General features: G+C 67.4%; 23 protein-coding genes and 1 pseudogene. 5 read left to right on the top strand and 19 right to left on the bottom strand.

Translation table 11 applies throughout. The features are described 5' to 3' along the window. Nucleotides 1-6: 6 nt before the first annotated feature. From fis to GV001_RS17015, 10 genes and pseudogenes are all read right to left on the bottom strand, one after another. Entirely contained in the window at nt 7-342 is a 336-nt protein-coding gene (gene fis / locus GV001_RS17060; protein ID WP_160081974.1) for a DNA-binding transcriptional regulator Fis, read from the bottom strand. Then, on the bottom strand, nt 339-1,337 hold the full coding sequence (gene dusB, locus GV001_RS17055) for a tRNA dihydrouridine synthase DusB (protein WP_160081973.1): 999 nt from the start codon (nt 1,335-1,337) through the stop codon (nt 339-341). The genes fis and dusB overlap by 4 nt, the downstream gene beginning before the upstream one ends. Before the next feature lie 214 nt (nt 1,338-1,551). After that, entirely contained in the window at nt 1,552-2,844 is a 1,293-nt protein-coding gene (locus GV001_RS17050) for a DUF3426 domain-containing protein (RefSeq protein ID WP_160081972.1), read from the bottom strand. A gap of 54 nt (nt 2,845-2,898) precedes the next feature. Continuing rightward, nucleotides 2,899-3,777: a 50S ribosomal protein L11 methyltransferase gene (gene prmA, locus GV001_RS17045; RefSeq protein ID WP_160081971.1), complete on the bottom strand. Its 879-nt coding sequence runs from the start codon at nt 3,775-3,777 to the stop codon at nt 2,899-2,901. A gap of 145 nt (nt 3,778-3,922) precedes the next feature. Next, entirely contained in the window at nt 3,923-5,278 is a 1,356-nt protein-coding gene (gene accC / locus GV001_RS17040; RefSeq protein WP_160081970.1) for an acetyl-CoA carboxylase biotin carboxylase subunit, read from the bottom strand. A 17-nt stretch (nt 5,279-5,295) separates the two neighbouring features. Continuing rightward, nucleotides 5,296-5,757 carry an acetyl-CoA carboxylase biotin carboxyl carrier protein gene (accB, locus tag GV001_RS17035; protein WP_160081969.1) on the bottom strand — a complete coding sequence of 154 codons (462 nt, stop codon included), beginning with the start codon at nt 5,755-5,757 and terminating at the stop codon, nt 5,296-5,298. Nucleotides 5,758-5,784: 27 nt separating this feature from the next. Beyond that, nucleotides 5,785-6,228 carry a type II 3-dehydroquinate dehydratase gene (aroQ, locus tag GV001_RS17030; RefSeq protein WP_160081968.1) on the bottom strand — a complete coding sequence of 148 codons (444 nt, stop codon included), beginning with the start codon at nt 6,226-6,228 and terminating at the stop codon, nt 5,785-5,787. A gap of 119 nt (nt 6,229-6,347) precedes the next feature. Further along, a complete protein-coding gene (gene dsbD / locus GV001_RS17025; RefSeq protein WP_160081967.1) occupies nt 6,348-8,153 on the bottom strand; it encodes a protein-disulfide reductase DsbD in 1,806 nt (601 codons plus the stop codon). Between the two features lie 125 nt (nt 8,154-8,278). Further along, nucleotides 8,279-8,797, bottom strand: a pseudogene (locus GV001_RS20440) (methyl-accepting chemotaxis protein); the annotation flags it as partial. A gap of 1,543 nt (nt 8,798-10,340) precedes the next feature. Then, on the bottom strand, nt 10,341-11,957 hold the full coding sequence (locus GV001_RS17015) for a PleD family two-component system response regulator (RefSeq protein WP_160081965.1): 1,617 nt from the start codon (nt 11,955-11,957) through the stop codon (nt 10,341-10,343). A gap of 256 nt (nt 11,958-12,213) precedes the next feature. On the opposite strand from GV001_RS17015, the gene GV001_RS17010 reads away from it, so the two are divergent. From GV001_RS17010 to speA, 4 genes are all read left to right on the top strand, one after another. Beyond that, complete coding sequence (locus GV001_RS17010; RefSeq protein WP_160081963.1) at nt 12,214-13,281, top strand: DUF2333 family protein; 1,068 nt, start codon at nt 12,214-12,216, stop codon at nt 13,279-13,281. A 25-nt stretch (nt 13,282-13,306) separates the two neighbouring features. Next, a complete protein-coding gene (locus tag GV001_RS17005; RefSeq protein ID WP_372238593.1) occupies nt 13,307-13,891 on the top strand; it encodes an NUDIX hydrolase in 585 nt (194 codons plus the stop codon). A gap of 253 nt (nt 13,892-14,144) precedes the next feature. Continuing rightward, on the top strand, nt 14,145-14,516 hold the full coding sequence (locus GV001_RS17000) for a translation initiation factor Sui1 (protein ID WP_160081959.1): 372 nt from the start codon (nt 14,145-14,147) through the stop codon (nt 14,514-14,516). A 121-nt stretch (nt 14,517-14,637) separates the two neighbouring features. Continuing rightward, entirely contained in the window at nt 14,638-16,551 is a 1,914-nt protein-coding gene (gene speA / locus GV001_RS16995; RefSeq protein ID WP_160081957.1) for an arginine decarboxylase, read from the top strand. Nucleotides 16,552-16,616: 65 nt separating this feature from the next. On the opposite strand, the gene GV001_RS16990 is transcribed toward speA, so the two are convergent. Genes GV001_RS16990 through GV001_RS16980 form a run of 3 tightly spaced genes read right to left on the bottom strand, consistent with a single transcriptional unit; the run spans nt 16,617 to nt 19,480 of the window. Continuing rightward, nucleotides 16,617-17,075: a DUF2214 family protein gene (locus GV001_RS16990; protein ID WP_160081955.1), complete on the bottom strand. Its 459-nt coding sequence runs from the start codon at nt 17,073-17,075 to the stop codon at nt 16,617-16,619. Nucleotides 17,076-17,084: 9 nt separating this feature from the next. Next, nucleotides 17,085-18,122: a diguanylate cyclase gene (locus GV001_RS16985; RefSeq protein WP_160081953.1), complete on the bottom strand. Its 1,038-nt coding sequence runs from the start codon at nt 18,120-18,122 to the stop codon at nt 17,085-17,087. Nucleotides 18,123-18,133: 11 nt separating this feature from the next. Continuing rightward, nucleotides 18,134-19,480 (bottom strand): MATE family efflux transporter, encoded by a 1,347-nt coding sequence (locus GV001_RS16980; RefSeq protein ID WP_160081951.1) that lies wholly within the window; start codon nt 19,478-19,480, stop codon nt 18,134-18,136. A gap of 170 nt (nt 19,481-19,650) precedes the next feature. Between GV001_RS16980 and GV001_RS16975 the strand changes: the two genes are divergently transcribed. After that, the gene (locus GV001_RS16975) at nt 19,651-20,115 is read left to right on the top strand and encodes an aminoacyl-tRNA deacylase (protein WP_160081949.1); all 465 of its coding nucleotides are present in this window, start codon (nt 19,651-19,653) and stop codon (nt 20,113-20,115) included. Nucleotides 20,116-20,334: 219 nt separating this feature from the next. Here GV001_RS16975 and GV001_RS16970 read toward each other — a convergent pair whose 3' ends face one another. The 6 genes from GV001_RS16970 to GV001_RS16945 all read right to left on the bottom strand — a co-directional run bounded on the left by GV001_RS16970 (nt 20,335) and on the right by GV001_RS16945 (nt 25,387). Beyond that, nucleotides 20,335-21,558: a hypothetical protein gene (locus GV001_RS16970; RefSeq protein ID WP_160081947.1), complete on the bottom strand. Its 1,224-nt coding sequence runs from the start codon at nt 21,556-21,558 to the stop codon at nt 20,335-20,337. Between the two features lie 630 nt (nt 21,559-22,188). After that, complete coding sequence (locus GV001_RS16965) at nt 22,189-23,037, bottom strand: universal stress protein (protein WP_160081945.1); 849 nt, start codon at nt 23,035-23,037, stop codon at nt 22,189-22,191. Nucleotides 23,038-23,120: 83 nt separating this feature from the next. Then, the gene (locus GV001_RS16960; RefSeq protein ID WP_160081943.1) at nt 23,121-23,564 is read right to left on the bottom strand and encodes a DMT family transporter; all 444 of its coding nucleotides are present in this window, start codon (nt 23,562-23,564) and stop codon (nt 23,121-23,123) included. Nucleotides 23,565-23,682: 118 nt separating this feature from the next. Then, entirely contained in the window at nt 23,683-24,174 is a 492-nt protein-coding gene (locus GV001_RS16955) for a GNAT family N-acetyltransferase (RefSeq protein ID WP_160081941.1), read from the bottom strand. Continuing rightward, nucleotides 24,171-24,731 (bottom strand): DUF4136 domain-containing protein, encoded by a 561-nt coding sequence (locus tag GV001_RS16950; RefSeq protein ID WP_160081939.1) that lies wholly within the window; start codon nt 24,729-24,731, stop codon nt 24,171-24,173. Before GV001_RS16950 ends, GV001_RS16955 begins: the two co-directional genes overlap by 4 nt. A gap of 62 nt (nt 24,732-24,793) precedes the next feature. Then, on the bottom strand, nt 24,794-25,387 hold the full coding sequence (locus tag GV001_RS16945) for a DUF4136 domain-containing protein (RefSeq protein WP_160081937.1): 594 nt from the start codon (nt 25,385-25,387) through the stop codon (nt 24,794-24,796). Nucleotides 25,388-25,395 lie beyond the last annotated feature (8 nt).

The following is a 25,395-nucleotide window of genomic DNA, read 5'->3' as shown; positions in this document are numbered from 1 at the left end:
ATTGGGTCAGAGCAGGTCGTACTGCTTGAGCTTCTTGCGCAGGGTGCCGCGGTTCAGGCCGAGCAGTTCGGAGGCCTTGGTCTGGTTGCCCTTGACGTAGTTCATCACGGTTTCCAGCAGCGGGGCCTCGACCTCGGTCAGAACCAGGTTGTAGACATCGGTGACGTCGGCGCCTTCGAGGTGAGCAAAGTAGTTGTGCAGCGCCTTTTCCACACTGCCGCGCAGGGTGTGGCCCTGCTCGCTGGGTGTGCTCAGGTGCTGCTTCAGGTTGGCGTTGTCGCTCACGGGTACTGCCCCATCAAAAACTGATTGATCAAAAAAAGGCTCGGTCATCCTCGTCATGCGGCCACCTCGTTGTCCTTGTTATGGCGTGCGGCAAAAAACTGCCGAACGTGGGTGTACTGCGCGTCCGTACTGTCCAGACGATTGAAAGCGGTGCGAAATTCCCGGGCTCCGGGGAGGGTGGCCAGGTACCAGCCGACGTGCTTGCGGGCGATGCGTACGCCCATCACCTCGCCGTAGAAGGCGTGCAGGGCGGCCAGGTGCTCCAGCAGGATCCGTTCGATCTCGTGCAGGGGCGGCGCTGCCAGCTCCTGGCCGGTGGCCAGATAATGGGCGATTTCGCGAAAGATCCACGGCCGCCCCTGGGCGGCGCGGCCGATCAGCAGGCCATCGGCGCCGGTGGCGGCGAGTACGCTGCGGGCCTTGCGTGGCGAGTCGATGTCGCCATTGGCGAACACCGGAATGGAGACCGCCTGCTTGATCGCGGCGATGGTGTCGTATTCGGCCTGGCCGGTGTACAGGTCGGCGCGGGTGCGGCCATGCACGGCCAGCGCGCTGATACCGGCCTGTTCGGCGATTTTTGCCACGGTTGTGCCGTTCTTGTTCGCTCGATCCCAGCCGGTGCGGATCTTCAGGGTGACCGGCACGTCGACCGCCTTGACCACCGCGTCGAGGATGGCGGCGACCAGCTCCTCGTCCTTCAGCAGGGCCGAGCCGGCGGCCTTGTTGCACACCTTCTTGGCCGGGCAGCCCATGTTGATGTCGATGATCTGTGCGCCCAGCTCGACATTGCGGCGGGCGGCTTCGGCGAGCATTTCGGGGTCGCCACCGGCGATCTGTACCGAGCGCGGCTCGGGATCGCCGCTGTGGATCATGCGCAGGCTGGACTTGCGGCTGTTCCACAGGCGCACGTCGCTGGTGACCATCTCCGACACCACCAGCCCGGCGCCGAGGCGCCGGCACAGCTGCCGGAACGGCTGATCGGTGACGCCCGCCATGGGGGCGAGGATCAGCTGATTGGGCAGTGTGTATGGGCCGATGCGTACCACCGACATGGGATCATCCCTGTTGTTTTGAGGCTGTTCCGGGAATGGCGAGGCCCGCCTGATCTCAAAAAACGGCTTCATGGGAGTGCGAAAAAGGGAGGGCATGATACCCGCTCTCGGTGACCGGATAAAGGCTGTTTTGAACAAATTATGAGCAGCTGCCGGCTTATCGCCATAGGGTATGGCTAGCCGTGCAAGTGCCGGAAATCCGGCACTTTCAGGCTTATTCCGGGGAGTGGAAGCTGAGGCTGTAGTTGACCGCCTTGGTGCCCGGATCGAGGATTTCCAGGGACACGTGGATCGGCGTCTGCGGCGGCATTTCCGCCTGGCCGGCCAGTTCGCCGCCGAGGTATTCGCCCGGCTTGAAGCGACGGCTGGCCAGTAGTTGGCCATTGAGGTCGGCGAAGCGCAGTTCCAGCAGGGGGAAGGGCTGGGCGAAGGGTGCGCGGTTGTAGATGATCGCGTCGACCACCAGCGAGTCGCGGAACTCCGGGTGGCTGCGCACCACCAGGTTGCTGCTCTTGATCTGCTCGATATCGACCTTGGACGGCAGCACGCAGCCGATTTCCGGGCACAGCTGTTCGAACCAGGGGCGGTACTGGTCCTGGCGGGCCAGTTCCTCGAAGTGGTAGGCCACGTACTGGCTGGTCAGAGCGCCGGCGGCCAGCAGGTTCAGCAGGCCCCAGCCGAGCCAGCGGCCCCAGGGCTTCCTGGCTTCCTGCCAGTCCAGTTGCAGCGGCTCTTCTTCCAGGTTCAGCAGGCTGTCGTCGCGCAGCGCCGGCTCGTTGCGCTCGGGCTTGCTGTGCCCGGCAGCGGGGGCGTAGTCGCTATCGCTCAGCTGCTCGGCGGCGGGTTCGGCGAATTCGTCTTCGTCGCGCTCGGCGTGCAGGCTGGGTTCCTTGCGTTCGAGCGGTGCGCTCGGGGCGGCCGGCTCGGGCGCTTCGACAGCCGGGGCGTTGCTGCGGGGCGGCGTGATGCTGAGGGCGGCGGGCTTGTCCTCGTGCAGCAGGGATTCGGCCCAGCCTTCGTCATGCGGGTCGTGTGCCTCGGTCGGAGCCTTGAGCAGGTCGGCGCCGTCTTCGCTGGCCGGCTTGAGCGCGACGAAGGCCTGGGACAGCTGCATTTCCTGCTCTTCCAGCTTGGCCAGCTCCTCGTCCAGGTCGAGGTTGTCGAGGTCGAGATCGTCATGGATCCACAGGGTGTCGACGGACTGCTTGGGCGGTGCGGCGGGCTTGTCCAGGCTGGCAGCCGGAGCCGGAGCCGGAGCCGGAGCCGGAGCGACCTTGGGCTGCGCGGCGGGTGCGACCGCCGGGGTAGCGGGGCGGGCCGCTGCTGGCGGCGTGGGCTCGGCCGCCGGTTTGGCGCGCGTCTGGTCGACCAGCAGCTGCTGGGCGGCATTGAACACATGCATGCAGGCGCCACAGCGCACCGCCCCATGGGCCGCCCCCAACTGGGCGCGGCTGATGCGGAAACTGGTACGGCAGTGGGGGCACTGGGTGACGAAACTGTCGGTCATGCGGCGATCCGTGCAAAACGTGGCGCTAGTTTACTCAAGCTCATGCCGGCGCTACTAGCGCTTGACCCCGCTGATGCGGACCCAGCCATCCTTGCTTGCGGTCGGATCGAGGTTGAAGGCGTCCTGATAGGCGGCGCGAACCTCGTCGGCCTGTTCGGCGAGGATGCCGGACAGCGCCAGGCGCCCGCCGCTCTTGACCAGGCTGGTGATCTGCGGCGCCAGGGTGACCAGCGGCCCGGCGAGGATGTTGGCCACCACCACGTCGGCCTGCTGCTGCGGCAGGTCGGCCGGCAGGTAGACGGGGAAGCGTGCCGGCTCGATGCCGTTGCGCGAGGCATTGTCGCGCGAGGCCTCCAGGGCCTGCGGGTCGATGTCGGTGCCGACCGCTTGGGGTGCGCCGAGGAGCAGGGCGGCGATGGCCAGGATGCCCGAGCCGCAGCCGAAATCCAGCACGCTGCAGCCCTGCAGGTCCTGGCCGTCCAGCCATTCCAGGCACAGGGCGGTGGTCGGGTGGGTGCCGGTGCCGAAGGCCAGGCCCGGGTCGAGCAACAGGTTGACCGCCTCCGGCTCCGGCGCGGCGTGCCAGCTCGGCACGATCCACAGGCGCCGGCCGAAGCGCATCGGCTGGAAGTTGTCCATCCAGCTGCGTTCCCAGTCCTGGTCCTCGATCTGCTCGATCTGGTGCTCGGGCAGTGGCGCGCCGGTCAGCAGTTCCAGGTGGGCGATCAGGTTGGCCGGGTCGGTGTCGGCCTCGAACAGGGCCAGCAGGTGGGTGTGCGACCACAGCGGGGTGGTGCCCAGGTCCGGCTCGAAGATCGGCTGGTCTTCGGCGTCCATGAAGGTCACGGAGACGGCGCCGACGCCGAGCAGGGCGTCTTCATAGGTTTGCGCCTGATCCGGGGTGATGGCGAGACGGACTTGTAACCAGGGCATGGGGAAACCTCGAGAGCGATGCGGCGGGTTGGCGCGATTGGCCGCGCAGCTTACTTGAACGGGTGGGGCGCCTGCCAGCGCAGGCGCCGGGCGGAAACGACAAGGGCCGCCCGTGGGCAGCCCTTGTCGCGTGCAGCAATGGAGCTTAGTGCTTATCCATCCCGAGTTTTTTCTCGAGGTAGTGGATATTCACGCCGCCCTTGTTGAAGCCCTTGTCGACCACCAGGTCGCGGTGCAGCGGGATATTGGTCTTGATCCCGTCGACCACGATCTCGTCCAGGGCATTGCGCATGCGCGCCATGGCTTCGTCGCGATCCTTGCCGTAGGTGATCAGCTTGCCGATCAGCGAGTCGTAGTTCGGCGGTACCGCGTAGCCGCTGTACAGGTGCGAGTCGACGCGCACGCCGTTGCCGCCCGGAGCATGGTAGTGCTTGACCTTGCCGGGGCAGGGCATGAAGTTGTCCGGGTCCTCGGCGTTGATCCGGCACTCCAGGGCGTGACCGCGGATGACCACGTCGCTCTGCTTGATCGACAGCTTGTTGCCGGCGGCGATGCTGAGCATCTCCTTGACGATGTCGATGCCGGTGACCATTTCGGTGACCGGATGCTCGACCTGCACGCGGGTGTTCATCTCGATGAAGTAGAAACGGCCGTCTTCGTAGAGGAACTCGAAGGTGCCGGCGCCGCGGTAGCCGATCTCGATGCAGGCGTCGACGCAGCGCTTGAGCACTTCGGCGCGGGCCTTCTCGTCGATGCCCGGGGCCGGCGCTTCTTCCAGCACCTTCTGGTGGCGGCGCTGCAGCGAGCAGTCGCGGTCGCCCAGGTGGATGGCGTTGCCCTGGCCGTCGGACAGGACCTGGACTTCCACGTGACGCGGATTGCCGAGGAACTTCTCCAAGTAGACCATCGGGTTGCCGAACGCGGCACCGGCTTCGGTGCGGGTCAGCTTGGCCGACTTGATCAGGTCTTCCTCGTTGTGCACCACGCGCATGCCGCGACCGCCGCCGCCGCCGGCAGCCTTGATGATCACCGGGTAGCCGACTTCGCGGGCAATCTGCAGGGCGGTTTCTTCGTCTTCCGGCAGCGGGCCGTCGGAGCCGGGTACTACCGGGACGCCGGACTTGATCATGGCGTTCTTGGCCGAGACCTTGTCGCCCATCAGGCGGATGGTGTCGGCTTTCGGGCCGATGAAGGCGAAGCCGGAGTTCTCCACCTGTTCGGCGAAGTCGGCGTTCTCGGCGAGGAAGCCGTAGCCCGGGTGGATCGCCGTGGCGCCGGTGACTTCGGCGGCGCTGATGATCGCCGGGATGTTCAGGTAGGACAGGGCGCCCGGCGCCGGGCCGATGCACACGGACTCGTCGGCCAGGCCCAGGTGCATCAGTTCGCGGTCGGCGGTGGAGTGCACGGCCACGGTCTTGATGCCCAGTTCCTTGCAGGCGCGCAGGATGCGCAGAGCAATTTCGCCACGGTTGGCGATCAGGACTTTTTCCAGCTTCTGCATCGCAGGTTCCCCGCGCATCAAACGATGGTGAACAGGGGCTGGTCGTATTCCACCGGCTGGCCGTTTTCCACCAGGATGGATTCGATCACGCCGCTGGCTTCGGCCTCGATGTGGTTCATCATCTTCATCGCTTCGACGATGCACAGGATGTCGCCTTTCTTCACGTGCTGGCCCACTTCAACGAAGTTGCCGGAGGTCGGCGAGGCGGCGCGGTAGAAGGTGCCGACCATCGGCGAACGGGCCACGGTGCCGTTCAGCTTGGCGGCGGCCGGGGCAGCGGCTTCGGCGGCGGCCGGGGCGGCAGCGACCGGTGCGGCAACCGGGGCCGGAGCCTGGGCATACACCGGCTGCGGGGCATAGGCCGGTTGCTTGCTGTGGCGGCTGATGCGCACGGACTCTTCGCCCTCGCGGATCTCCAGTTCGTCGATGCCGGACTCTTCCAGCAGTTCGATCAGTTTTTTGACTTTACGGATATCCATAGCTTTGCAACTCCCAAGGTGAGGTCGTCAGGGGCGTTCTAGTTGTTCCAGGGCAGCCTCCAGGGCCAGCCGATAACCGCTGGCGCCAAGGCCGCAGATCACTCCCACGGCTACGTCGGAAAAGTAGGAGTGATGGCGGAAGGCTTCACGTTTGTGCACGTTGGACAGGTGCACTTCGATGAATGGGATGCTCACCGCCAGCAATGCGTCACGTAATGCGACGCTGGTGTGAGTAAAAGCGGCAGGATTGATCAGGATAAAGTCGACACCTTCGCCTTTTGCGGCGTGAATGCGCTCGATCAGTTCGTACTCGGCATTGCTCTGCAGGTACTGCAGGTGATGCCCGGCGGCGCGGGCGCGCTGCTCGAGATCCTGATTGATCTGGGCCAGGGTGGTGGCGCCATAGACGCCGGGCTCGCGGCTGCCCAGCAGATTGAGATTGGGGCCGTGCAGCACCAGGAGGGTGGCCATGCAGTTGTCCTTGTTCTGTCCGGGGGATGGCCGGGACTATGCCGAAAGCACTGCGGGCTGTCCAGTTGCCGACAGTAGTCGCCACGATGGCCGAACTTTACGGCAAAGATGTGACGCCGTTACGGCTGGCGGCTGCTCGCGCGGGTCAACCGCTCGGCAAAGTCGGCGGCGCTGATCTCTCCTACGACACGCAAATCCGTCCATTCGTCACCCGTGGCGGAGAAGAACAGGATCGCCGGCGGGCCGAACAGCTGGTAACGGTCGAGCAGGGCGCGCTGCGCGGGGTTGCTCTCGGTGATATCGAAGCGGATTAGCCGGTAGGCACCGAGCTGGCTGGTCACTGTCGGCGCTGTCAGCACTTCGCGCTCGATCACCTTGCAGCTGATGCACCAGTCCGCGTACCAGTCCAGCAGCAGCGGCTGGCCGGCGCTTTTCGCCGCGGCCAGGGCGGCCTCCAGTTCGGCCGGGCTGCTGATGCTCTGCCAACTGCTGGCGGGCGCGCTGACGGGCGCGGCGGCGGCGCTGGGCAGGCCGAGCGGGCGCAGCGGGTCGCTCTGTCCCTGCAGGGCGCCGACCCAGGCGACGATGGCGTACACCAGCAGCGGCAGGCCGAGCACCTGCGCGACCTTCTGGTGGTGGGTCTTCGGCGTCAGCTCCAGCACGCCCAGCCACAGGGCCACGCCGGCGGCCAGCAGGCCCCACAGGGCCAGGCTGAGCGGGCCGGGCAGCACGCGCTCGAGCAGCCAGATCGATACCGCCAGCAGCAGGGCGCCGAAGGCGTTGCGCACGCTGACCATCCAGGAACCGGAGCGTGGCAGCAGGGCGCCGCCGCCGACGGCGAACAGCACCAGCGGGGCGCCCATGCCCAGGCCCAGGGCCAGCAGCTTGAGGCCGCCGCCGAGGCCATCGCCGCTGGCGCTGATATACAGCAGGGCGCCGGCCAGCGGTGCCGACACGCAGGGCGAGACCAGCAGGCTGCTGAGGGCGCCGAGCAGCGCGGCGCTGAGCACCGTGCCGCCGTGGATGCGCTGGCTCAGGCGCTGCAGCGGGCCGTCGATGGCCTGCGGCAGGCGCAATTCGAGGAAGCCCAGGCTGGCGGCGGCGAACAGGGCGAAGAACAGCGCGAAGGGCACCAGTACCCAGGGCGACTGCAGGCGCGCCTGCAGGTTGAGTTCGGCGCCGAACAGGCCCATCAGCGCGCCGAGCACGGCGAAGCTGGCGGCCATCGGCAGCACGTAGGCCAGCGACAGCACCAGGCCGCGCAGGCCGCCGGGCTGGCCGCGCAGGACCACGCCGGTGAGGATCGGCAGCATCGGCAGCACGCAAGGGGTAAAGGCCAGGCCGAGGCCGGCGAGGAAGAACAGGCCCAGTTCCTGCCAGCTCCAGCCGCTGGCGTTGGCGGGGGGCGTGGCGCTTGTGCCGGCCGGTTCGCCGGCCACGCTGGCCGGTGCTGTGCTGGCGGCTTGGCCGACTTCCAGGCGCTCGTTCTCCGGCGGATAGCACAGGCCCTTGTCGGCGCAACCCTGGTAGGTGACGTGGACGGTAAACGGCAGGCCGATGGGGTTGTCCAGCGGCAGCTCTATGTCGGTGATGCCGTAGTACACCTCGACATCGCCGAAGTATTCATCGTGCTTGGGCTGGCCGGCCGGGATCACGGCCTCGCCCTTGGCCAGGTCGCTCGGTTCGATGCGGAACTTGAAGGCGTGGCGATAGAGGTAGTAGCCCTCGGCATTGACGAAGCGCAGCTTCACCGCAGTCGGTGAGCTTTCCACCAGGCTCAGGTGGAAGGCTTCGCGTACCGGCAGGAAGTCGGCACTGTTGTTCAGCGGGGCGCCCAGGGGCGCGTCGGGCAGCTTGTCGAACAGGCCGGCAGTGGCCGGCAGGCTGAACAGCAGGAACAGGACGAGAGGCAACAGACGGCGCATGGCGGGCTCGCACGACGGACTTGCGGCCATCATACCCAACTCGGCGCAGCGACCCTAGGCGACTGGATGGCGCACAGGGTTAGTGAATGTTGCCGGGTGATGGACGGCCATCCCGCGGCACGGCCCTAGCCGACGCGAAAGGCCTGCACCGCGGTATTCAGCTGGCCACCCAGATGCAGCAGCTGCTCGCCCTGCTGGCGGGCTTCGCCGATGTGCGCCAGGTTGTCGCTGCCGAGATGGTGGATGCGCTGGCTGTGGCCGCGGATCTCGCTGGCGGCGCCGCCCTGCTGGGCGGTGGCCTCGGCGATGCGCTCGGCCATGCTGGCGATGGTACGGATCGCCTCGACCACTTCGTCGAGCGCACCGTCGGCCTCGGCGGCCTGGCCGGCGGTGGTTTCGGCGTGCTCGACCTGGGCGCGCATGGCCGCCACCGACTGCTGCGCGGCCTGCTGCAGGCGGGCGATCAGCTGCTGGATCTCTTCGGTGGCGCCGCTGGTGCGCTGGGCCAGGGAGCGCACTTCCTCGGCGACCACGGCGAAACCGCGGCCCATCTCGCCGGCCCGCGCCGCCTCGATGGCGGCGTTCAGCGCCAGCAGGTTGGTCTGCTCGGCCACCCCGCGGATCACCGTGAGCACCTGGCCGATGGTGGCGGTTTCGCTGGCCAGCTGTTCGACGGACTGGGCGTTGCCCTGCACCTTGCCGACCAGCGCATGCAGGCCGGTGAGGCTCTGTTCGATCACCCGCTGGCCCTGTTCCACCGCGCGGCTGGCGGCGCGGCTGGCGTCGGCGGCCTGGCTGGCGTCGTCGGCGACCTGGGCGATGGTGCCTTCCAGCTCGCCGAGGGCATCGCGGATCTGCGCGGTGTCGGCCAGCTGGCGCTCGGCGCCGCCGTGCAGGCCCTGGCTGAGATCGGCCAGGGTGCGGCTGCTGCCGGCGACCTGGGCGGCGTTGTGGTGGATGGTGCCGACCAGCTCGACCAGGTAGCGGCGCAGGCGGTTCAGCGAGTCCTCGATGTCGCGCATTTCGCGGGTCTGCGAATTGAGCGTGATGTCGGCGGCGAAGTCGCCGGCGGCCCAGGTGCCCAGGGCCGGGGCCAGGCGGCTGAGGACATTGCTCAGGCGGCGCTGGATGCGGTCTAGGGCCAGGGCGATCAGCAGGATCAGGCCGATCATCAGGGCCTGGATCAGCCGCACTTCGCCCTGGATGCGCCCGTGCTCGGCGCGCACCGCCGGCTCCAGGGCGGCCAGGGCGGTTTGCAGCTGCTCGATCTTGGCGCTGCTGCTGCGCGCCAGCTCGGCGCGCTTGTCGATCAGTTCGCGGGTGCGCGCCAGTTCGCCCGGGTAGCGCTTGAGCAGGCTGGCCAGGTCGCGCTTGAGGGCGATGCCGCGGTCCTCGGCCTGCTCGGGCTCGCCGCTATCGGCCAGGCCGAGCAGGGCGCTGAAGCTGTTGCTGCTGGCCTCTGCGCTGGCGGTCACGCCGAGCAGCGGCAGGCTGTCGAGGGTGGCGGCCTGCAGGCCGAGGGCGGCCAGTTCGCGTTCGACATCGGCGAGCAGCTCGCTGCGTCCGCTGCTGGCCAGCTTGGCGCGGGCATGGGCCAGGCGCGTCAGGTGCTGGGCGGCCTGGAACAGCGGTGCCTGGTAGCGGGCGGCTTCGCTGCTCTGGCTGTCGCGGCTGTATTTGTCCAGCTGTTCGAGGCTGCCGCTCATTTCGCGCTCGGCCTGCAGCAGCAGGCCCTGCGGATCGCCGGCCAGCTTGCCGGCGGCGAGCAGGTCGGTGGCAGCGAACTGGCTGAGTTCGGACAGGCTGGGGCGCAGTTCGGCGGCCAGCTGCGCGGGCAGCTCGCCGAGGCTCTGCTCCAGGCTGGCGATGGCCTGGCTGGCGGCACTGTGGCGCAGGGCGTCGCCGCTGCCGAGGTAATCCTGGATGTTGTCGGCGACCTGGTGCTGGAACTGCTGGGACAGGTTCAGGTAGCGCTGCATCAGCAGGTAGGGCCGCTCCAGCGCCCGTTCCGACCACCACAGGGTGGCGCCGAGGGCCAGGCAGGCGATGACCAGGAGGGCGGTGGACAGGTTGGTGAGCAGTTTGAGGCGCATGACGGCAACCGGAGGACTGATTCGGTGCCGTCGAGGTTATTGCGGTTTGATTGCGGCTTTATGACAGCGTGACGTTCGTCACGCTCTGCCGGGCTCAGTCGCGGTGGATTTCCACCCGGTTGCGCCCGCCGTGCTTGGCCACGTACAGCGCCTCGTCGGCCTGCTTGGACAGCTGGTTGCCGTCCAGGCCGTCGCGCAGTTCGGCGATGCCGCAGCTGAAGGTGCAGGACAGGTCATGGGGCTGCGCCGGGTAGTGGATTTCGGCGAAGCGCCGGCGGATCTCGTCGAGCACCTTGGCCGCGGTGGCGGCGTCGGTGTCGGGCAGGACCACAGCGAATTCCTCGCCGCCGTAGCGGCCGATATGGTCGGTCTTGCGCAGGCGCTGCTTGAGGAACAACGCCAGGCTCTTGATCACCCGGTCGCCCATGGGGTGGCCGAAGGTGTCGTTGACCTTCTTGAAGTGGTCGATGTCGAGCATCGCGAAGGACAGCGGCTGGCCGTCGCGGCGGGCGCGGAAGCGCGCATCCTCGAGCAGCTGCAGGGTATGGGTGTGGTTGTACAGCCCGGTGAGGCTGTCGCGCACCATGCGCGACTTGAGGTTGCGCGCGCGGCTGGCGCGGTTGCGCACGGTGGCGATCAGGTGGCGCGGTTTGATCGGCTTGGTCAGGAAGTCGTCGCCGCCCTCGCTCATGGCGTCGAGCTGCTTGTCCAGGTCGTCCTCGGCGGACAGGTAGATGATCGGCACGCTGACGTAGCGGTCGTTGTGGCGGATCACCTTGGCCAGTTCCGGGCCGTTGCATTCGGGCATGTACATGTCGAGGATGATCAGGTCCGGCTGGAACTCGGCCAGCTCGGCCATCGCCTGGATCGGCTCGGTGAGGGTGCGGGTGACGATCCCGGCGCTGTTCAGCACGCGCTCGGTATGGGTGGCCTGGGCCCGCGAGTCGTCGATGATCAGCACCCTGTACGGGTCGTACTGGCTGACGTGGGTAAGCACCTCGATGCGCTCGATCAGGCTGGAGGCGTCCAGGCTGTCGGTGAAGAACTCCTGGCCGCCGGCGCGCACGGCGGCCAGGCGGGTCGGGGTGTCGGTTTCGCCGTGGCTGAAGAACAGCAGCGGCAGCTTCTGTTCCAGGCCCTGCTGGGCCTCGTTGGCCAGCTGCAGGCCGAGGCCCGGGGCGGCGAAGTCGATTTCCATCAGGATCGCCGCCGGATGGCGTTCGGCCATGGCGGCGCGGAAGGCATTGGCGCTGGGCAGGGCCTGGGCGCTGAGGCCGAAGAACTCCAGTTGCTGGGCCAGGCGCTCGGCGCGCTCAACGTCCTGCAGGGCCAGGTAAACCGGCTTGCGCAGCGGTGGCAGGAAGGTCTGCTCGTACTGGTCGGCATGCCGCAGGCCGGTGCGCGACAGGCGCTGCATGAGCAGGTTGAGCTCGCTGATCAGCGGGCTGTTGAGCCGGCCGCGGTTGGCCTCCACGGCCGTCAGGCAGTTGCCGATGCTGGCGGCCAGCTGGGTGTGCACCGCCTGCTCGAAGCGTTCGGCATAGCGCAGCAGGCCGAGATTGGCCTCGCTCAGTTCGGCCATGTCGGCGGCATTCCATTCGCCCAACTGCAGGCGCTGCCAGACTTCCAGGACCTGGCGGGCCTGGTGAATCACCCGTTTGGCGAAGTGCTGCTTGAGGCGGTCGCGGCTGGGATCTTCTTGCTCGGTCATGGGTCGGGAGTCTGTCGTGGCCCGTGTTGCGGGCTGGATGATGGCCTCATGCTACCACTGGGCGATTGCAGTGCCACTGCCGTCGATCATATGGCGTCAACCTTTCATCATTTGGCGGATTTGCCCGCTTTTAGTTCCTTCAGGCTTCCCGCGGCGCTGCGTTTGCTCCTAGGCTTCACTTATAGTGCACGGCCGGCAACCCCCAGGTCTGGGCCGTGGTCGGTAAATTGGGCAAGACGATTTAAGGATTATGACCATGCTGGATTGGAAGAAACGCACAGAAGACCTGCGCGGCAGCGTCGATGACTCGGTGGACGATGTGCGCAGCTATTTCGGCGGCCTGTGGCTGAGCCGCACCCTGGGCAGCCTGCTGGCGCTCTACCTGCTGGGCGCGCTGCTGGTCGGCTGGTACTGGAGCCAGGAACCGGCGCTGTTCCCGGTGCAGCAACAGGCCCAGGCGGCGGCCGAGCAGGCGCAGCGCAAGCTGGTCAGCGGCTACACCACGGTGGAGACCCTCAAGCAGGTGTCCGGCACGCTGCTGGGCAAGCCCGGCGGCTACCTGTCCAACGACATCGCCCCGCCCGGCCTGTGGCTGGACAACATGCCGGCCTGGGAATACGGCGTGCTGGTGCAGGTGCGCGACCTGTCGCGTGCCCTGCGCAAGGACTTCGCCCGTTCCCAGTCGCAGTCCACCGAAGACCCGGATCTGGCCAAGGCCGAGCCGCGCTTCAACTTCGACAACAAGAGCTGGGCGCTGCCGGCGTCGGAATCGGAATACGTCGAGGGCATCAAGTCGCTGGATCGCTACCTGGCCCGCCTGGCTGATCCGGGCCAGCCCAATGCGCAGTTCTATACCCGCGCCGACAACCTCAACAACTGGCTGGGCGATGTCGCCACCCGTCTCGGTTCGCTGTCCCAGCGCCTGTCCGCCAGCGTCGGCCGGGTACGTCTGAATACCGACCTGTCGGGCGCGGCGCCGGCCGAAGGCGAGGCGCCGTCGGTCAGCGAGGAGGAGGTGAAGACCCCCTGGATGCAGATCGACAACGTGTTCTACGAGGCCCGCGGCCAGGCCTGGGCCCTGTCGCACCTGCTGCGCGCCATCGAGGTGGACTTCGCCGATGTGCTGGCGAAGAAGAATGCCACCGTCAGCGTGCGGCAGATCATCCGCGAGCTGGAGGCGGCGCAGGAGCCGCTGTGGAGCCCGATGGTGCTCAACGGCAGCGGTTACGGCGTGCTGGCCAACCACTCGCTGGTGATGGCCAACTACATCTCGCGGGCCAACGCGGCGATCATCGACCTGCGCACCCTGCTGACCCAGGGCTGAGCCATGCCTGCCTGTGCGATCGGGGATCGCGCCGCGTCCGGCTGCTCCAGCAACCCGGGCGGGGGTTGAGGCAGTGGCGATTTCCGCCCGCGAGGCGGCGCACCGTGCCGCCTCCGATGCCGAGCGCATCGCCTGGGTCGACGAGCGCGACCAGCTGCTCGGCAGCCTGCCGCGCGCCGAGCTGCGCGAGCGCGGACTGATCGGTCGCGGCACCTTCATCCTGCTGTTCAACTCCGCCGGCGAGCTGTGCGTGCATCGGCGCACCCTGAGCAAGGCCCTCTATCCCGGCTACTGGGACGTGGCGGCCGGCGGCATGGTCGGTGCGGGCGAGAGCTACGCCGAATCGGCCGCCCGCGAACTGCACGAGGAACTGGGCATCGCCGGCGCCGAGCTGCGCGAGCACCAGCGCTTCTTCTTCGACCAGCCGGACAACCGCCTGTGGTGCGCGGTGTTCTCGGCGGTCTCCGATGCGCCGCTGCTGCTGCAGCCGGAGGAAGTGCTGGAGGCACGCTTTCTGCCGTTGCCACAGGTGCTGCGCGAGGTCGAGACCAAGCCGTTCTGCCCCGACTCGCTGCAGGCGCTGCGCAGCTACCTGGCCAGCCTCGCCTGAACCGCTGCAACCCCTGCCGCGCCTGGCTTTGTGCAGTATTTCAAGACAGCCTTGTGCGGGATGCCGCACGGCGTCGCCAATCCATCGATCAATGGCGCAATTTCGCACTTAGCAAGGGCGATCTTTGCCGCTACACTGCGCGACCTTTGAAGCCGGGCCCCCAGCCCGGCTGCGCTGCCCCTGCCTGAGTGGGGCCTCGCGGCTGACGCCTGTCAGCCAGTCGCTATCCTGACCAACCCAAGAGGAAAAGCCGGTGGTCAAGAAAGCTTCGTCGTTTACCGCCCTGGGCGGTCTCGTCTATTCCACCGACAGCGGTCGGCATTGCCCCGACTGCGGCCAGCCTGTGGCTGCCTGCATCTGCAAGCAGAGCCAGCTGCCCGCCGGCGACGGCATCGCTCGCGTGCGCCGGGAAACCAAGGGCCGCGGCGGCAAGACCGTCACCACCGTCAGCGGCGTGCCGCTGGCCGAGGCCGAGCTCAAGGAGCTGGCCAGCGCCCTGAAGAAACGCTGCGGCTGCGGCGGCGGGCTGAAGGACGGGGTCATCGAGATCCAGGGCGACATGGTCGAGCTGCTCCTCGAAGAACTCGCCAAGCGCGGTTTCAAGGCCAAGAAGTCCGGCGGCTGAGCCGGGGCTTTCTAAACTTCTCTCATACGGGTGCAGTCCATGTACCTGTAATCGTCATATCCATGCCTTACACCTGCGCTCCCAGGGAGCTGCAGCTTTGACTCGCTATAGGGAGACCTCGATGGCCGCAAGACGCACACGCAAAGACGACGGCAGCCAGTGGACCGTTGCGGACAGCCGCAGCGTGTATGGCATTCGCCACTGGGGCGCCGGCTTTTTCGCGATCAACGACGCCGGTCGGGTCGAGGTCCGTCCCAACGGCCCGGACAGCGCACCGATCGACCTCTACGCCCAGCTCGACGGCCTGCGCCAGAGCGGCCTGTCGCTGCCGCTGCTGGTGCGCTTCCCGGACATCCTGCAGCACCGCGTGCGCCAGCTGACCGGCGCCTTCGACGCCAATATCGCGCGCCTGGAATACCAGAGCCGCTACACCGCGCTGTACCCGATCAAGGTCAACCAGCAGGAAGCGGTGGTGGAAAACATCATCGCCACCCAGGACGTGTCCATCGGCCTGGAAGCCGGCTCCAAGCCCGAGCTGATGGCCGTGCTGGCCCTGGCGCCGAAGGGCGGCACCATCGTCTGCAACGGCTACAAGGACCGCGAGTTCATCCGCCTGGCGCTGATGGGGCAGAAGCTCGGCCATAACGTGTTCATCGTCATCGAGAAGGAATCCGAGGTGCAGTTCGTCATCGACGAGGCGGCCGAGCTCAAGGTCGCCCCGCAGATCGGCCTGCGCGTGCGCCTGTCCTCGCTGGCCTCCTCGAAGTGGGCCGACACCGGCGGCGAGAAGTCCAAGTTCGGCCTGTCCGCGGCGCAGCTGCTGTCGGTGATCGAGCGTTTCCGCGCGGCCAAGCTGGACCAGGGCATCCGCCTGCTGCACTTCCACATGGGCTCGCAGATCGCCAACCTGGCCGACTACCAGCACGGCTTCAAGGAAGCCATCCGCTACTACGGCGAGCTGCGCGGCCTGGGCCTGCCGGTCGACCACATCGACGTCGGCGGCGGCCTCGGCGTGGACTACGACGGCACCCATTCGCGCAACGCCAGCTCGATCAACTACGACATGGACGACTACGCCGGCGTGGTGGTCGGCATGCTCAAGGAGTTCTGCGACGCCCAGGGCCTGCCGCACCCGCACATCTTCTCCGAGAGCGGCCGGGCGCTGAGCGCCCACCACGCGGTGCTGGTGATGCAGGTCACCGATGTCGAGCGGCACAACGACGAGGTGCCGCTGATTGAGGACAAGGCCAGCCTGCCGGAGACCGTGCAGTGGCTGGTCGACCTGCTCGGCCCCACCGATATCGAGATGGTCACCGAGACCTACTGGCGCGCCACCCACTACATGAGCGACGTGGCCGCGCAGTACGCCGACGGCAAGCTCAGCCTGACCCAGAAGGCCCTGGCCGAGCAGTGCTACTTCGCCGTGTGCCGGCGCCTGCACACCTCGCTGAAGGCCCGCCAGCGCTCGCACCGCCAGGTGCTCGACGAACTCAACGACAAGCTGGCGGACAAGTACATCTGCAACTTCTCGGTGTTCCAGAGCCTGCCGGACACCTGGGCCATCGGCCAGATCCTGCCGATCCTGCCGCTGCACCGCCTCGACGAGGAGCCGCTGCGCCGCGCCGTGCTGCAGGACCTGACCTGCGACTCGGACGGCAAGATCAAGCAGTACGTCGACGAGCAGTCGATCGAGACCAGCCTGCCGGTGCATGAAGTGCGCGAAGGCGAGGACTACCTGCTGGGCGTGTTTCTGGTCGGCGCCTACCAGGAAATCCTCGGCGACATGCACAACCTGTTCGGCGACACCGACTCGGTGAACATCTACCAGCACCCGGATGGCAGCGTGTACCACGCCGGCATCGAGACCCACGACACCATCGAGGACATGCTGCGCTACGTGCACCTGTCGCCCGAGGAGCTGATGACCTACTACCGCGACAAGGTGGCCGGCGCCAAGCTCAGCGCCCGTGAGCGCACCCAGTACCTGGATGCCCTGCGCCTGGGCCTGACCCGCTCGTCCTACCTGTCGTCGTAAGCGCGCCACGGCAAGCGGAAGCCCGGCCTCGGCCGGGCTTTTTGCTGTCTGCCCAGGGGCGCCGCTCACCCAGCGAACATGCCGACCCCGCGCGCCATCAGGCTGGCCAGCACCGGCATGGCCAGCAGCAGCAACAGCTCCAGGCGGATCACCAGGATCGTGCGGCGGGCGTTGGCCGGGCTGATCTGCGGCGCCCGGCCGGCCAGCAGGTCGTTGCGCCAGTTGAAGAAGGTCAGCGTCGGCAGCGCCGAGAGCAGGCCGACCAGCAGGAACAGGCCGACCTTGGCGTGGAACAGGCCGTTGTGCAGGTAGTAGTCCAGGCCCTTGCCGTACCACAGCACGCGTACCGCGCCGGTCAGCAGCACCAGGCCGGCGCTGATGCCATAGGCGATGTCGATGCGCTGCAGGCGCCGCGCGGTGGCGGCATCCAGCTCCGGCTTGAACAGGATGTGCTCGCTGGTGAGCAGGGCGAACAGGATGAAGATCGACAGGTAGTGCAGGCTGGCGGCAATGGCATCGGCCATGGGCATTCCTCAGTGCGGGTGGCTGGCGTGGACCGTTCTGTCGCGGCCCTGTTGCTTGGCAAGGTACAGCGCGCTGTCGGCGCGCTCCAGTAGCGTGGCCTGCGCTTCCCCCGCGGCGGCGATGGCGGTGCCCAGGCTGGCGGTCACCGTCAGGCTGTGCTGGCCGACGCTCATCGGCGTGCCGCCAAGGGTCTGGCGCATGCGCTCGGCGATGCCGTGCAGTTCGCCGGCGTCATGCACGCTGACCAGGGCAATGAACTCCTCGCCACCCAGGCGCACCAGCACATCGTTCGGGCGCAGGGCCGCACTCATGCGCCGCGCGCTCTGCCACAGCACCTGGTCGCCGCCGGCGTGGCCGAACTGGTCGTTGACCCGCTTGAAGTGGTCGAGGTCGCAATAGATCAGCGCCAGCTGCAGGCCCTGTTCGCCGGCCGCGGCCTGCTCGCGGGCGTAGAACTGCTGGAGTCCGGCACGGTTCCACAGCTGGGTCAGCGGGTCGATCAGCGCCTTGCGCTGTTCACGGCTGACCGCCTGGCGCAGCCGTTGCGCCTGCTGGCCGAGCGTGCGCAGATGCAGGTACCCCTCGACCAGGGTGGCCAGGTCGCGCAGGCGCTGGCCCTCCTCAGGCGTGAGGCCGCGTGGCTGCGAGTGCAGCAGGCAGAGCGTGCCGATCGGCTGTTGGTCCAGGCTGTAGAGCGGCTGGCCGGCATAGAAGCGAATGAAGGGCGCACCCGTCACCAGCGGGTTGTCGGCGAAGCGCGGGTCCAGCCGGGCGTCCTCCACCACCAGCGGGCTGCGCGCCGCCACGGCATGGCCGCAGAAGGAAATGTCGCGCGGGGTCTGTGCCACCTCCAGACCGATGCGCGCCTTGAACCACTGGCGGTCGCGGTCGATCAGGCTGATCAGCACGCTATCCACCTGAAACAGCTCGCGGGTCAGGCGCACCAGGGTGTCGAGATACAGCTCGGCGGGCGTGTCGAGCAGTTCCAGGTCATCCAGGGCCCGTTGGCGGATGGCTTCATCGGGCGGGCAGGGGGCGGACAGCATCGGATACTCCGTTAGTGAGTGGCGGCGAACCAGGCGTCGTCACGCTGCAGGCGCCAGGCCAGGGCGCCGAGGCTCAGGCTCCTGAGCAGCATAAAGCATAGGAAGGCCAGCCACAGACCGTGATTGCCCAGGCCCTGCAGCAGCCAGCCCAGCGGCAGGGCCAGGGCCACGCTGAGGAGCATGGCGTTGCGCATTTCCCGCGCCCGCGTGGCGCCGATGAACAGGCCGTCGAGCAGGTAGCTCCACACCGCCAGCAACGGCAGCGCGGCGAGGTAGGGCAGGTAGCCGCTCGCCACTTGCCGCACGCTGGCGATATCGCTCTGCAGGGCGATGAACGCCGGGCCGGCGCCGAGGAAGAACAGGGCGAATACCAGGCTGGCCAGCAGCGACCAGCCGCCGGCGACCACCAGCGCGCGGCGCAGCGCGGCGCGGTCGCCGGCGCCGATGGCGTGCCCGCACAGCGCCTCCACGGCGTGGGCCAGACCATCCAGGGCATGCGCGGTGAGCAGCAGGCCGTTGAGCAGCAGGGCGTTGGCCGCCACCGTGGCATCGCCCAGGCGGGTGCCCTGCACGGTGATCAGGAAGAACACCAGCTGCAGGGCCAGGGTACGGATCAGGATGTCGCGGTTGACCGCCAGCAGCGGTCGCCAGCTCGCCCAGCGGCGCAGCGCGGCCCACTGCGCGCGGCCCGGATGGTGGCGCAGGGCCTGGCGGGTCAGTGCCAGGCCGAGCAGGCAGCCGCTCCATTCGGCGATCACCGCGGCGCGGGCGGCGCCCAGCACGCCCCATTCCAGGCCGAGGACGAACCACAGCGCCAGCAGCACGTTGAGCAGGTTGGTGGTGAGCAGCATGGCCAGCGGTGCGCGGGCATTCTGCGTGCCCAGCAGCCAGCCGATCAGGGCATAGCTGGCCAGCGCCGCCGGCAGGCCGAGCAGGCGGGTGCGGAAGAATTCGCCGGCCAGCTGCTGCAGCTGCGCCGAGGGGCGCATCAGGGCCAGCGCCCGCTCGCTCAGCGGCACGGCCAGCAGGCCGAGCAGCAGGGCCAGGCCGCCGGCCAGCAGCAGGCCCTGCAGCAGCACCTGGCGCAGGGCGCCGCCCTCGCCGCGGCCGCAGGCCTGGGCGGCGAAGCCGGTGCTGCCCATGCGCAGGAAGCCGCAGGTCCATACCAGCAGGGTGTACAGGCTGGCGCCGACCGCCACCGCGGCGAGCTGGTGGGCATGCGGCAGGTGGCCGACCACGGCGCTGTCGACCAGGGCCACCAGCGGCACCGACAGGTTGGAGAGGATCATCGGCGCGGCCAGGGCCCAGACCCGCCGGTGGGTCGGAGCGTGGCGCCAGGCGTCGAGCAGGGCGGACATCGCGGTACCGGGCAAAGGGGCGATTATAGCCAGGCGCGTATAGCCTGTTCGCGACTATCGACGGGCCCTGATAGCAGCAAGTGTTTCTGCCGTGCGGGGTCGCGGGCGAGGGCCGGCGACTAGACTTGGCTTATCGGTGCCGCCCGTACTGGCGGCCGAGGAGGTGGATCATGCATGTGGCCGAAACCCTGGCCCGCAGCTTGCGGCGGGCCGACTGTCATTACGATCTGGTCGAGCACCCGCACTCGGCCACCAGCCTGGAGTCGGCACGCAAGGCCGGCATTCCCGCGGCGCAGATGGCCAAGCCGGTGATCCTCGACGATCGCCGCGGGCATTACCTGATGGCCGTGGTCCCGGCCAACCGGCTGCTGGACTTGGGCAAGGTGCACAAGGGCCCGTGGCGCTGGCAGCTGACCAGCGAACAGTCCCTTGGCGGCCTGTTCCGCGACTGCGAGCGCGGCGCCGTGCCGGCCCTGGGCGAGGCCTACGGCATGAGCATGCTGGTGGACCCGGAGCTGACCCGGCAGGCGGACATCTACCTGGAGGCCGGTGACCACGAGAGCCTGGTGCAGCTGCCGGTCGAGGAGTTCTTCAAGCTGGCGCCGAACGCCCAGCTCTGCTCGCTCTGCCAGTAGCGAACTGCGTGGCGACTCCTCGAAAGGGGAAGAGGCTTGACTGTGGCTCGCCCCCTCCGGCACCTACCGGATGCCACAGCCGCAGGTCGAGTCGATAGCCTGGAATGCGTTGGGGGTGACGCGGGAGCGGTTGGTGGTGAGGGAGCGCGGGGGCTGAATTGCTCAGCGCAAAAAAGCAAATCGCCCAGAATTTTCTGGGCGATTTGCATTGGGGGGCGATTAGGGGGCCGTTTCATCGTCCGGCGGGGTGGGGCCGCTGTAAGTGACTCCGTTGATAGGAATGCTTACCTCACCTGTGCTGGGGTCTACATCGGGCGATGGACTGGGTGTTGCGCAGGTATTCGGCGCCAGTGAGGCATAGGTGAAGTCGCCATAGTACCAATCGGTCATAGAGCCTAGGGCCCCGGGGTAAGCGGCAGAGTTTTTCATCTTGATATGCTGCTTAACGACAAACATCTGCATGCCTGGAATGCCAATACTTGGTAGGCACATGTTACTGCTCGGGTTGCCGAAGTCATCCGGGGCGATGGCATCCAGCAGCTGCGGAATATCTACAGGCTGCTGGTTTTTTGTGGTGGTTTGTACCGCTGCTGCGCTTTGCAATTCAAAGTTTGCATTGATGGTTGTGTCGAGGCCTACCGTGCGCGCATCTGCGCAGGTGTTTACCAGGGCCACCACGTGCTGTCCCTGGTGGCTTGTGTTTAAAAACGTCTTGGTATTTACGGAAAGAGTTATGCCTGTATCGCTCAGGCTGCTGTCTAGACCGCTGTTTGCGACCATGTGCAACGGCCGAATGCAGGCAATTTCTGATGGGTGCACCAGGGTCAGATGAATCTTTACTGTAGTCACCGTATCCAAGTGAATGCGTGGGCCGGTTGCCAGTTGCAGGTTGGCAACCAGTTCGGTGCCGTCCTCCTGAAAGTCAGGATCGTTCGCGACCAAACCTGGCACTGAAACTGTGACGTTGGTGCATGCTAGAGATCCGCTGCCAGAGAACTGGAGGCTGGATTGGGAAAGCGCAAGGTTTACGTCCGGCGTACCCACTTGGGTTAGATCGACCACTGCGGGATAGGCGGTGGCGGGTTTGCTCTTGCCCTCGATGGTATCGAGACATAGCTGGAACTGCTTGATCGTCTCATCGGCTGGGAACTGCATGCCGATGATCGGGTAATCGATCTTCACGGTGCCGACGGCGAAAGTACCGGGTGTCTGGAATGCGCCGTTTTGTACCACCGTACCTCCGTCAACCCCCTCAACCGTTACGCGCACGGCGTCTTTGGCGTACACGAGCGAGGGGACAACAGCAAGGGCGAGTGCGACTACTGCGCTGCTGGCCCAAATCCTGGGGGCCATGCCGAAATGCGGGCTGGCCTCGACCGTTACTTTCCCGCACGTTACTTCCGGCGCTGGCTGTAATGGATTTTCTAATGCTTGGATGTCCATTGCGCTGTCCTGCCTTGAGTTGATAAGTGCTTACAGCTCGGCCGATCCTGATCACCCTGCAGGCAATCCGGTCTGCGTCGCTCAACGAGTCCTGACGGCGCGATTGAGGGACCGCAGGCCGCTGAGGCCGGGCGTTGCTGTTCGCGTATTACCGAACCAAGGCTGCGGTTCGCAGCATCTGATATCGGTTTGATATCTAATAGCCCTGGGCCTGGATGCTGTACAGGTGCTAATCCAACTTTACAGTGTAAATTTGACGCTATCTGATGGGTGGTTGGTTGTTGCCATTTTATTGGCGTTTTATGTGGCGATTCCCTGGCGGATCCTGGGCTTGGCTTGCAATGGCCTACGCCTAACCGCTAATCAGCAGGCCATAGCAGTTCTCGCCATCGGGCTGATTTGCAGGTTGATGCCGGTGACCTGAAGGGAGTTCTGGCGGTGTTCTGGCTGACCGACTGTCTGTTTCCACTGCCCTTGCTGCCAGACGATTTGATCCGTGTGGTACTAGCCGAGGCTAGCGGTCAGCGGCAGATCGGAGTCGGTCATGTGTTGTGATCACAAATGCGGCCGGTTGCCAGCATAGTCCCCGGCAGCAGGGAGTGACCGGTAGATTGCCAGCACTGTCGCCGTTCAGCGCAGTATCAGCACTGGGCCGCTGCTGGCGCGCAGCAGCTGAGTGGTGGTGCTGCCGACCAGGAACTGGTGGAGCCGCGAGTGGCCGTAGGCGCCCATCACCAGCAGGTCGATGGCCTGTTCGCGCTGGTAGGCGTGCAGGGTTGCCGCCACCTCGCCGGCGCGCAGCGCCAGGTGCACCGGCTGGTCGCCCTGCAGTTGCTGTTCTGCCCACTGCAATTGGCTGCGGGCCTCGTCGCTGTCGCTGCCGACCATCAGCACGTGGACCGGCAGGCCCCGGCACAGCGGGCTGGCGGCGAGCAGCTCGACGCCCTGGCGACAGCTGGGGCTGCCGTCGAAGGCCAGCAGCAGGTTGCGCGGCGCCTGGAAGTGCTCCGGGCAGACCAGGATCGGCCGGTGCAGGGTGCGGATCACGCTTGCCAGGTGGCTGCCGAGCAGCCGGCCGCTGCTGTCGCCGGCCTCGCCCCGGTGGCCGATCACCAGCAGGTCGATTTCGCCTTCCAGCTCGTGCAGGGTCTGCGCCAGGTCGCCGTGGCGCTGGCGCAGGGAGGGCGCGCCGACGCCCTGCCGGGCAACCCGTTCCTTGGCCGCCTGCAGTACCAGGCGGCCCTGCTCCAGGGCCAGCCGGTTGCGCTGCAGGTCGAGCTCGGCCAGCTCCCGGAGCAGCTGTTCGCGGTTGCCCAGGCCGATGATCCCGGTGAAGTCGTTGTGCTGCGGGTACTGCTGGTGATCCAGCACGTGCAGCAGGGTCAGCGGCGCCTGCAGGCGCAGGCTGGCCCAGGCGGCGTAGTCGGACACCGCCGCCGCGCTGAGGGAGGCATCGATACAGGCCATGACCTGGGACATCGTGGTTTCCTCTTGCCACCGGCTGGCGCCGATTCAGGCGGTCATAAGGCAAGTGTAGGTCGTGCCCGCCCGGTGCGGGGCCGTCAGCCGCGGCGGATCAGCCAGACGCCGGCGACGATCAGGGCCAGGCCGGCAGCCTTGCCCAGGGTCAGCGGCGCCTCGCGAAAGCCGGCCCAGCCGTTGTGGTCGAGCAGCAGGGCCATGCCCAGCTGGCCGGCCAGTACCAGCACCATGAACAGCAGGGCGCCGATGCGCGGCCCGGCAAAGGCGGCGGTGGCGATGAAGAAGGCGCCGAGCAGGCCGCCGCTCCAGTGCCACCAGCTCAGCCCGCGGAATGCGGCGAGGCCGTTGACCTCGCGCTGGGCCAGGACGATGAACAGCAGCGCCAGGCTGCCGACCAGGAACGACACCAGGGCGGCGGCCATGAAGCTGGACAGGTGCTTGGCCAGCTGGCCGTTGATCCCGGCCTGCAACGGCAGGCAGGCCCCGGCGATCAGGGGCAGGACGAGTAGCCACCAGTTGGGCATGGCGCGCTCCGGGCAGGAAAAGGGCCGCGCATTATGCGCTTAGCTGTCGATTCGGTCAGCTTGTGGCGGCGGTCGACAGGTTCAAGTGCATGCTGCGCCCCATGGGCCCGGCGGCGGCTCAGCTGCCCAGTCGTTTACTGAACTGCACCAGCGCCACCCGCTCGCCGTTGCCGCGCTGGCGTTCGACCAGGCCGCTCAGCTGGTAGCCCAGGCGCGCATACAGCAGCAGCCCGGCGGCGTTCTGGTTGAAGCAGGAGACGTGCAGTTCACGGGCCTGGAAGTCGCGCGCGGCGAGGCGCTCCATCACCCCGACCAGGTGCTGCGCCACGCCCTGGCCACGGGCCCAGGGCGCGATCATCAGGTTGCCCAGGGCGCAGAACTCGCCGGGCTGGCATTGGTAGAAGTTGGCGAAGCCGGCCAGGCGCCGGTCGAGCAGCACCACCGTACTGCCCTGGCGACTGGCGCAGGCCTCGGCCAGCTGCTGGCGGGTCAGCGGCCAGTGGGCGCGGGGGAAGGCGAAGAACAGTTCGTCGGCGTCGTGCACGAAGCCGACCACCGTATCAAGGTCGTCGGCCTGGGCCGGACGATGGCTGAGCAATCGGTCATTCATTGCGGCGGGTACTGGTTGAGGATCTGGATAACGGTGGCGCGAATCGCCGCCTCGCGCTCGCTCGGCTGCTGTGGCGACTGGCGCATGACCTGCTCGGCACTGCCGCGCCAGACCAGCTTGCCGTCGCGGCCATCGAACAGATCGACCTGCAGGGTCGCCACCCGGTAGTCCAGGGTGCGCGTTTCGCTGTGCAGCGGCGCGCCCCAGTAACCTCCCCAGCCGCCCCAGTAACCGCCGGCATAGTTGGTGCTGATCTGTTCCCGGCGCTGGTCGACGATCAGCCAGGCCTGCACCTTGAGATCGGCCGGGGCCCCGCCGGACGCCGCGCGCAGGCCGCGCTGGTCGAGCTGCTCGGCGATCGCCTGGCGGATGCGCTGCTCGGTGAGGTCGCTCTGCAGGCGCGGGTCCTGCGGGCGGTATTGCAGCGCCGGCTCCTGCCAGTTCCAGCTGCGGTAGGCGGCGAAGTCGCGGCTGGCATCGTAGTCGCGTTCCACCTGCACGTTCTGGCAGGCGACCAGCAACAGCAGTGCGGGGATGATCAACAGGCGGGGCAGCATGTGAAACCTCCGGGCTAGAGCTGCTATCGAAGCGCAAGGCAAGGATTTCGGCAAGTTCTGTTTCAGTCCGGTGGGTAGTCGGCCAGGGCCTGCTGCACCGCGCGGCGCAGGGCCTCGGTCCGTTCGGCCTGGCTGCCGCCGCTGCTGGCCTCGGCGCTGCCGCTCCACAGCGGCTGGCCGCTGGCGCCGTCGAACAGGTCGATGCGCACCACGGCCACTTCCACCTCGTAGGTGCGCAGCAGCGGCGCGCTGCCGTACAGGCCGTAGCGGTCGCCGTAGGGGCCGTGGCCGTAGTAGCTGCCGTAGTCGTCGTACTGCTGGTACTGGCGGCGTTCCAGGCTGACCGCGATGCTGGCCTGCAGGTCGGCGGCGCCCTCGCTGGGGCGCAGGCCGCGCTGGTCGAGGCCGTTGCCCAGGGCTTCGGCGATCAGCGCGCCGTCGGCCCAGGCGCTGCCGGCCGGCAGCTGGCCGTCGCGCCAGCTCCAGCTGCGGTAGCGGGCGAAGTCGCGCGGGGCGGCCGGGTAGGCGCTGCGGTCGAAGTGCGTGGCCGCCGCCGCAGGGGCGGGCGGCAGCGGGCGACTGGCGGCGACATAGGGGTTGGGGCCCTGGCAGGCGGCGAGCAGGGGCAGCAGGAGCAGGTAGCGCAGGGCAGGCATGGCAAGAC

Source organism: Pseudomonas sp. 8AS, from assembly GCF_902506505.1.
Taxonomy (GTDB): domain Bacteria; phylum Pseudomonadota; class Gammaproteobacteria; order Pseudomonadales; family Pseudomonadaceae; genus Aquipseudomonas.
Note: the sequence above shows the minus strand (reverse complement) of the source record. Positions and strands in the feature narration are given on the sequence as shown.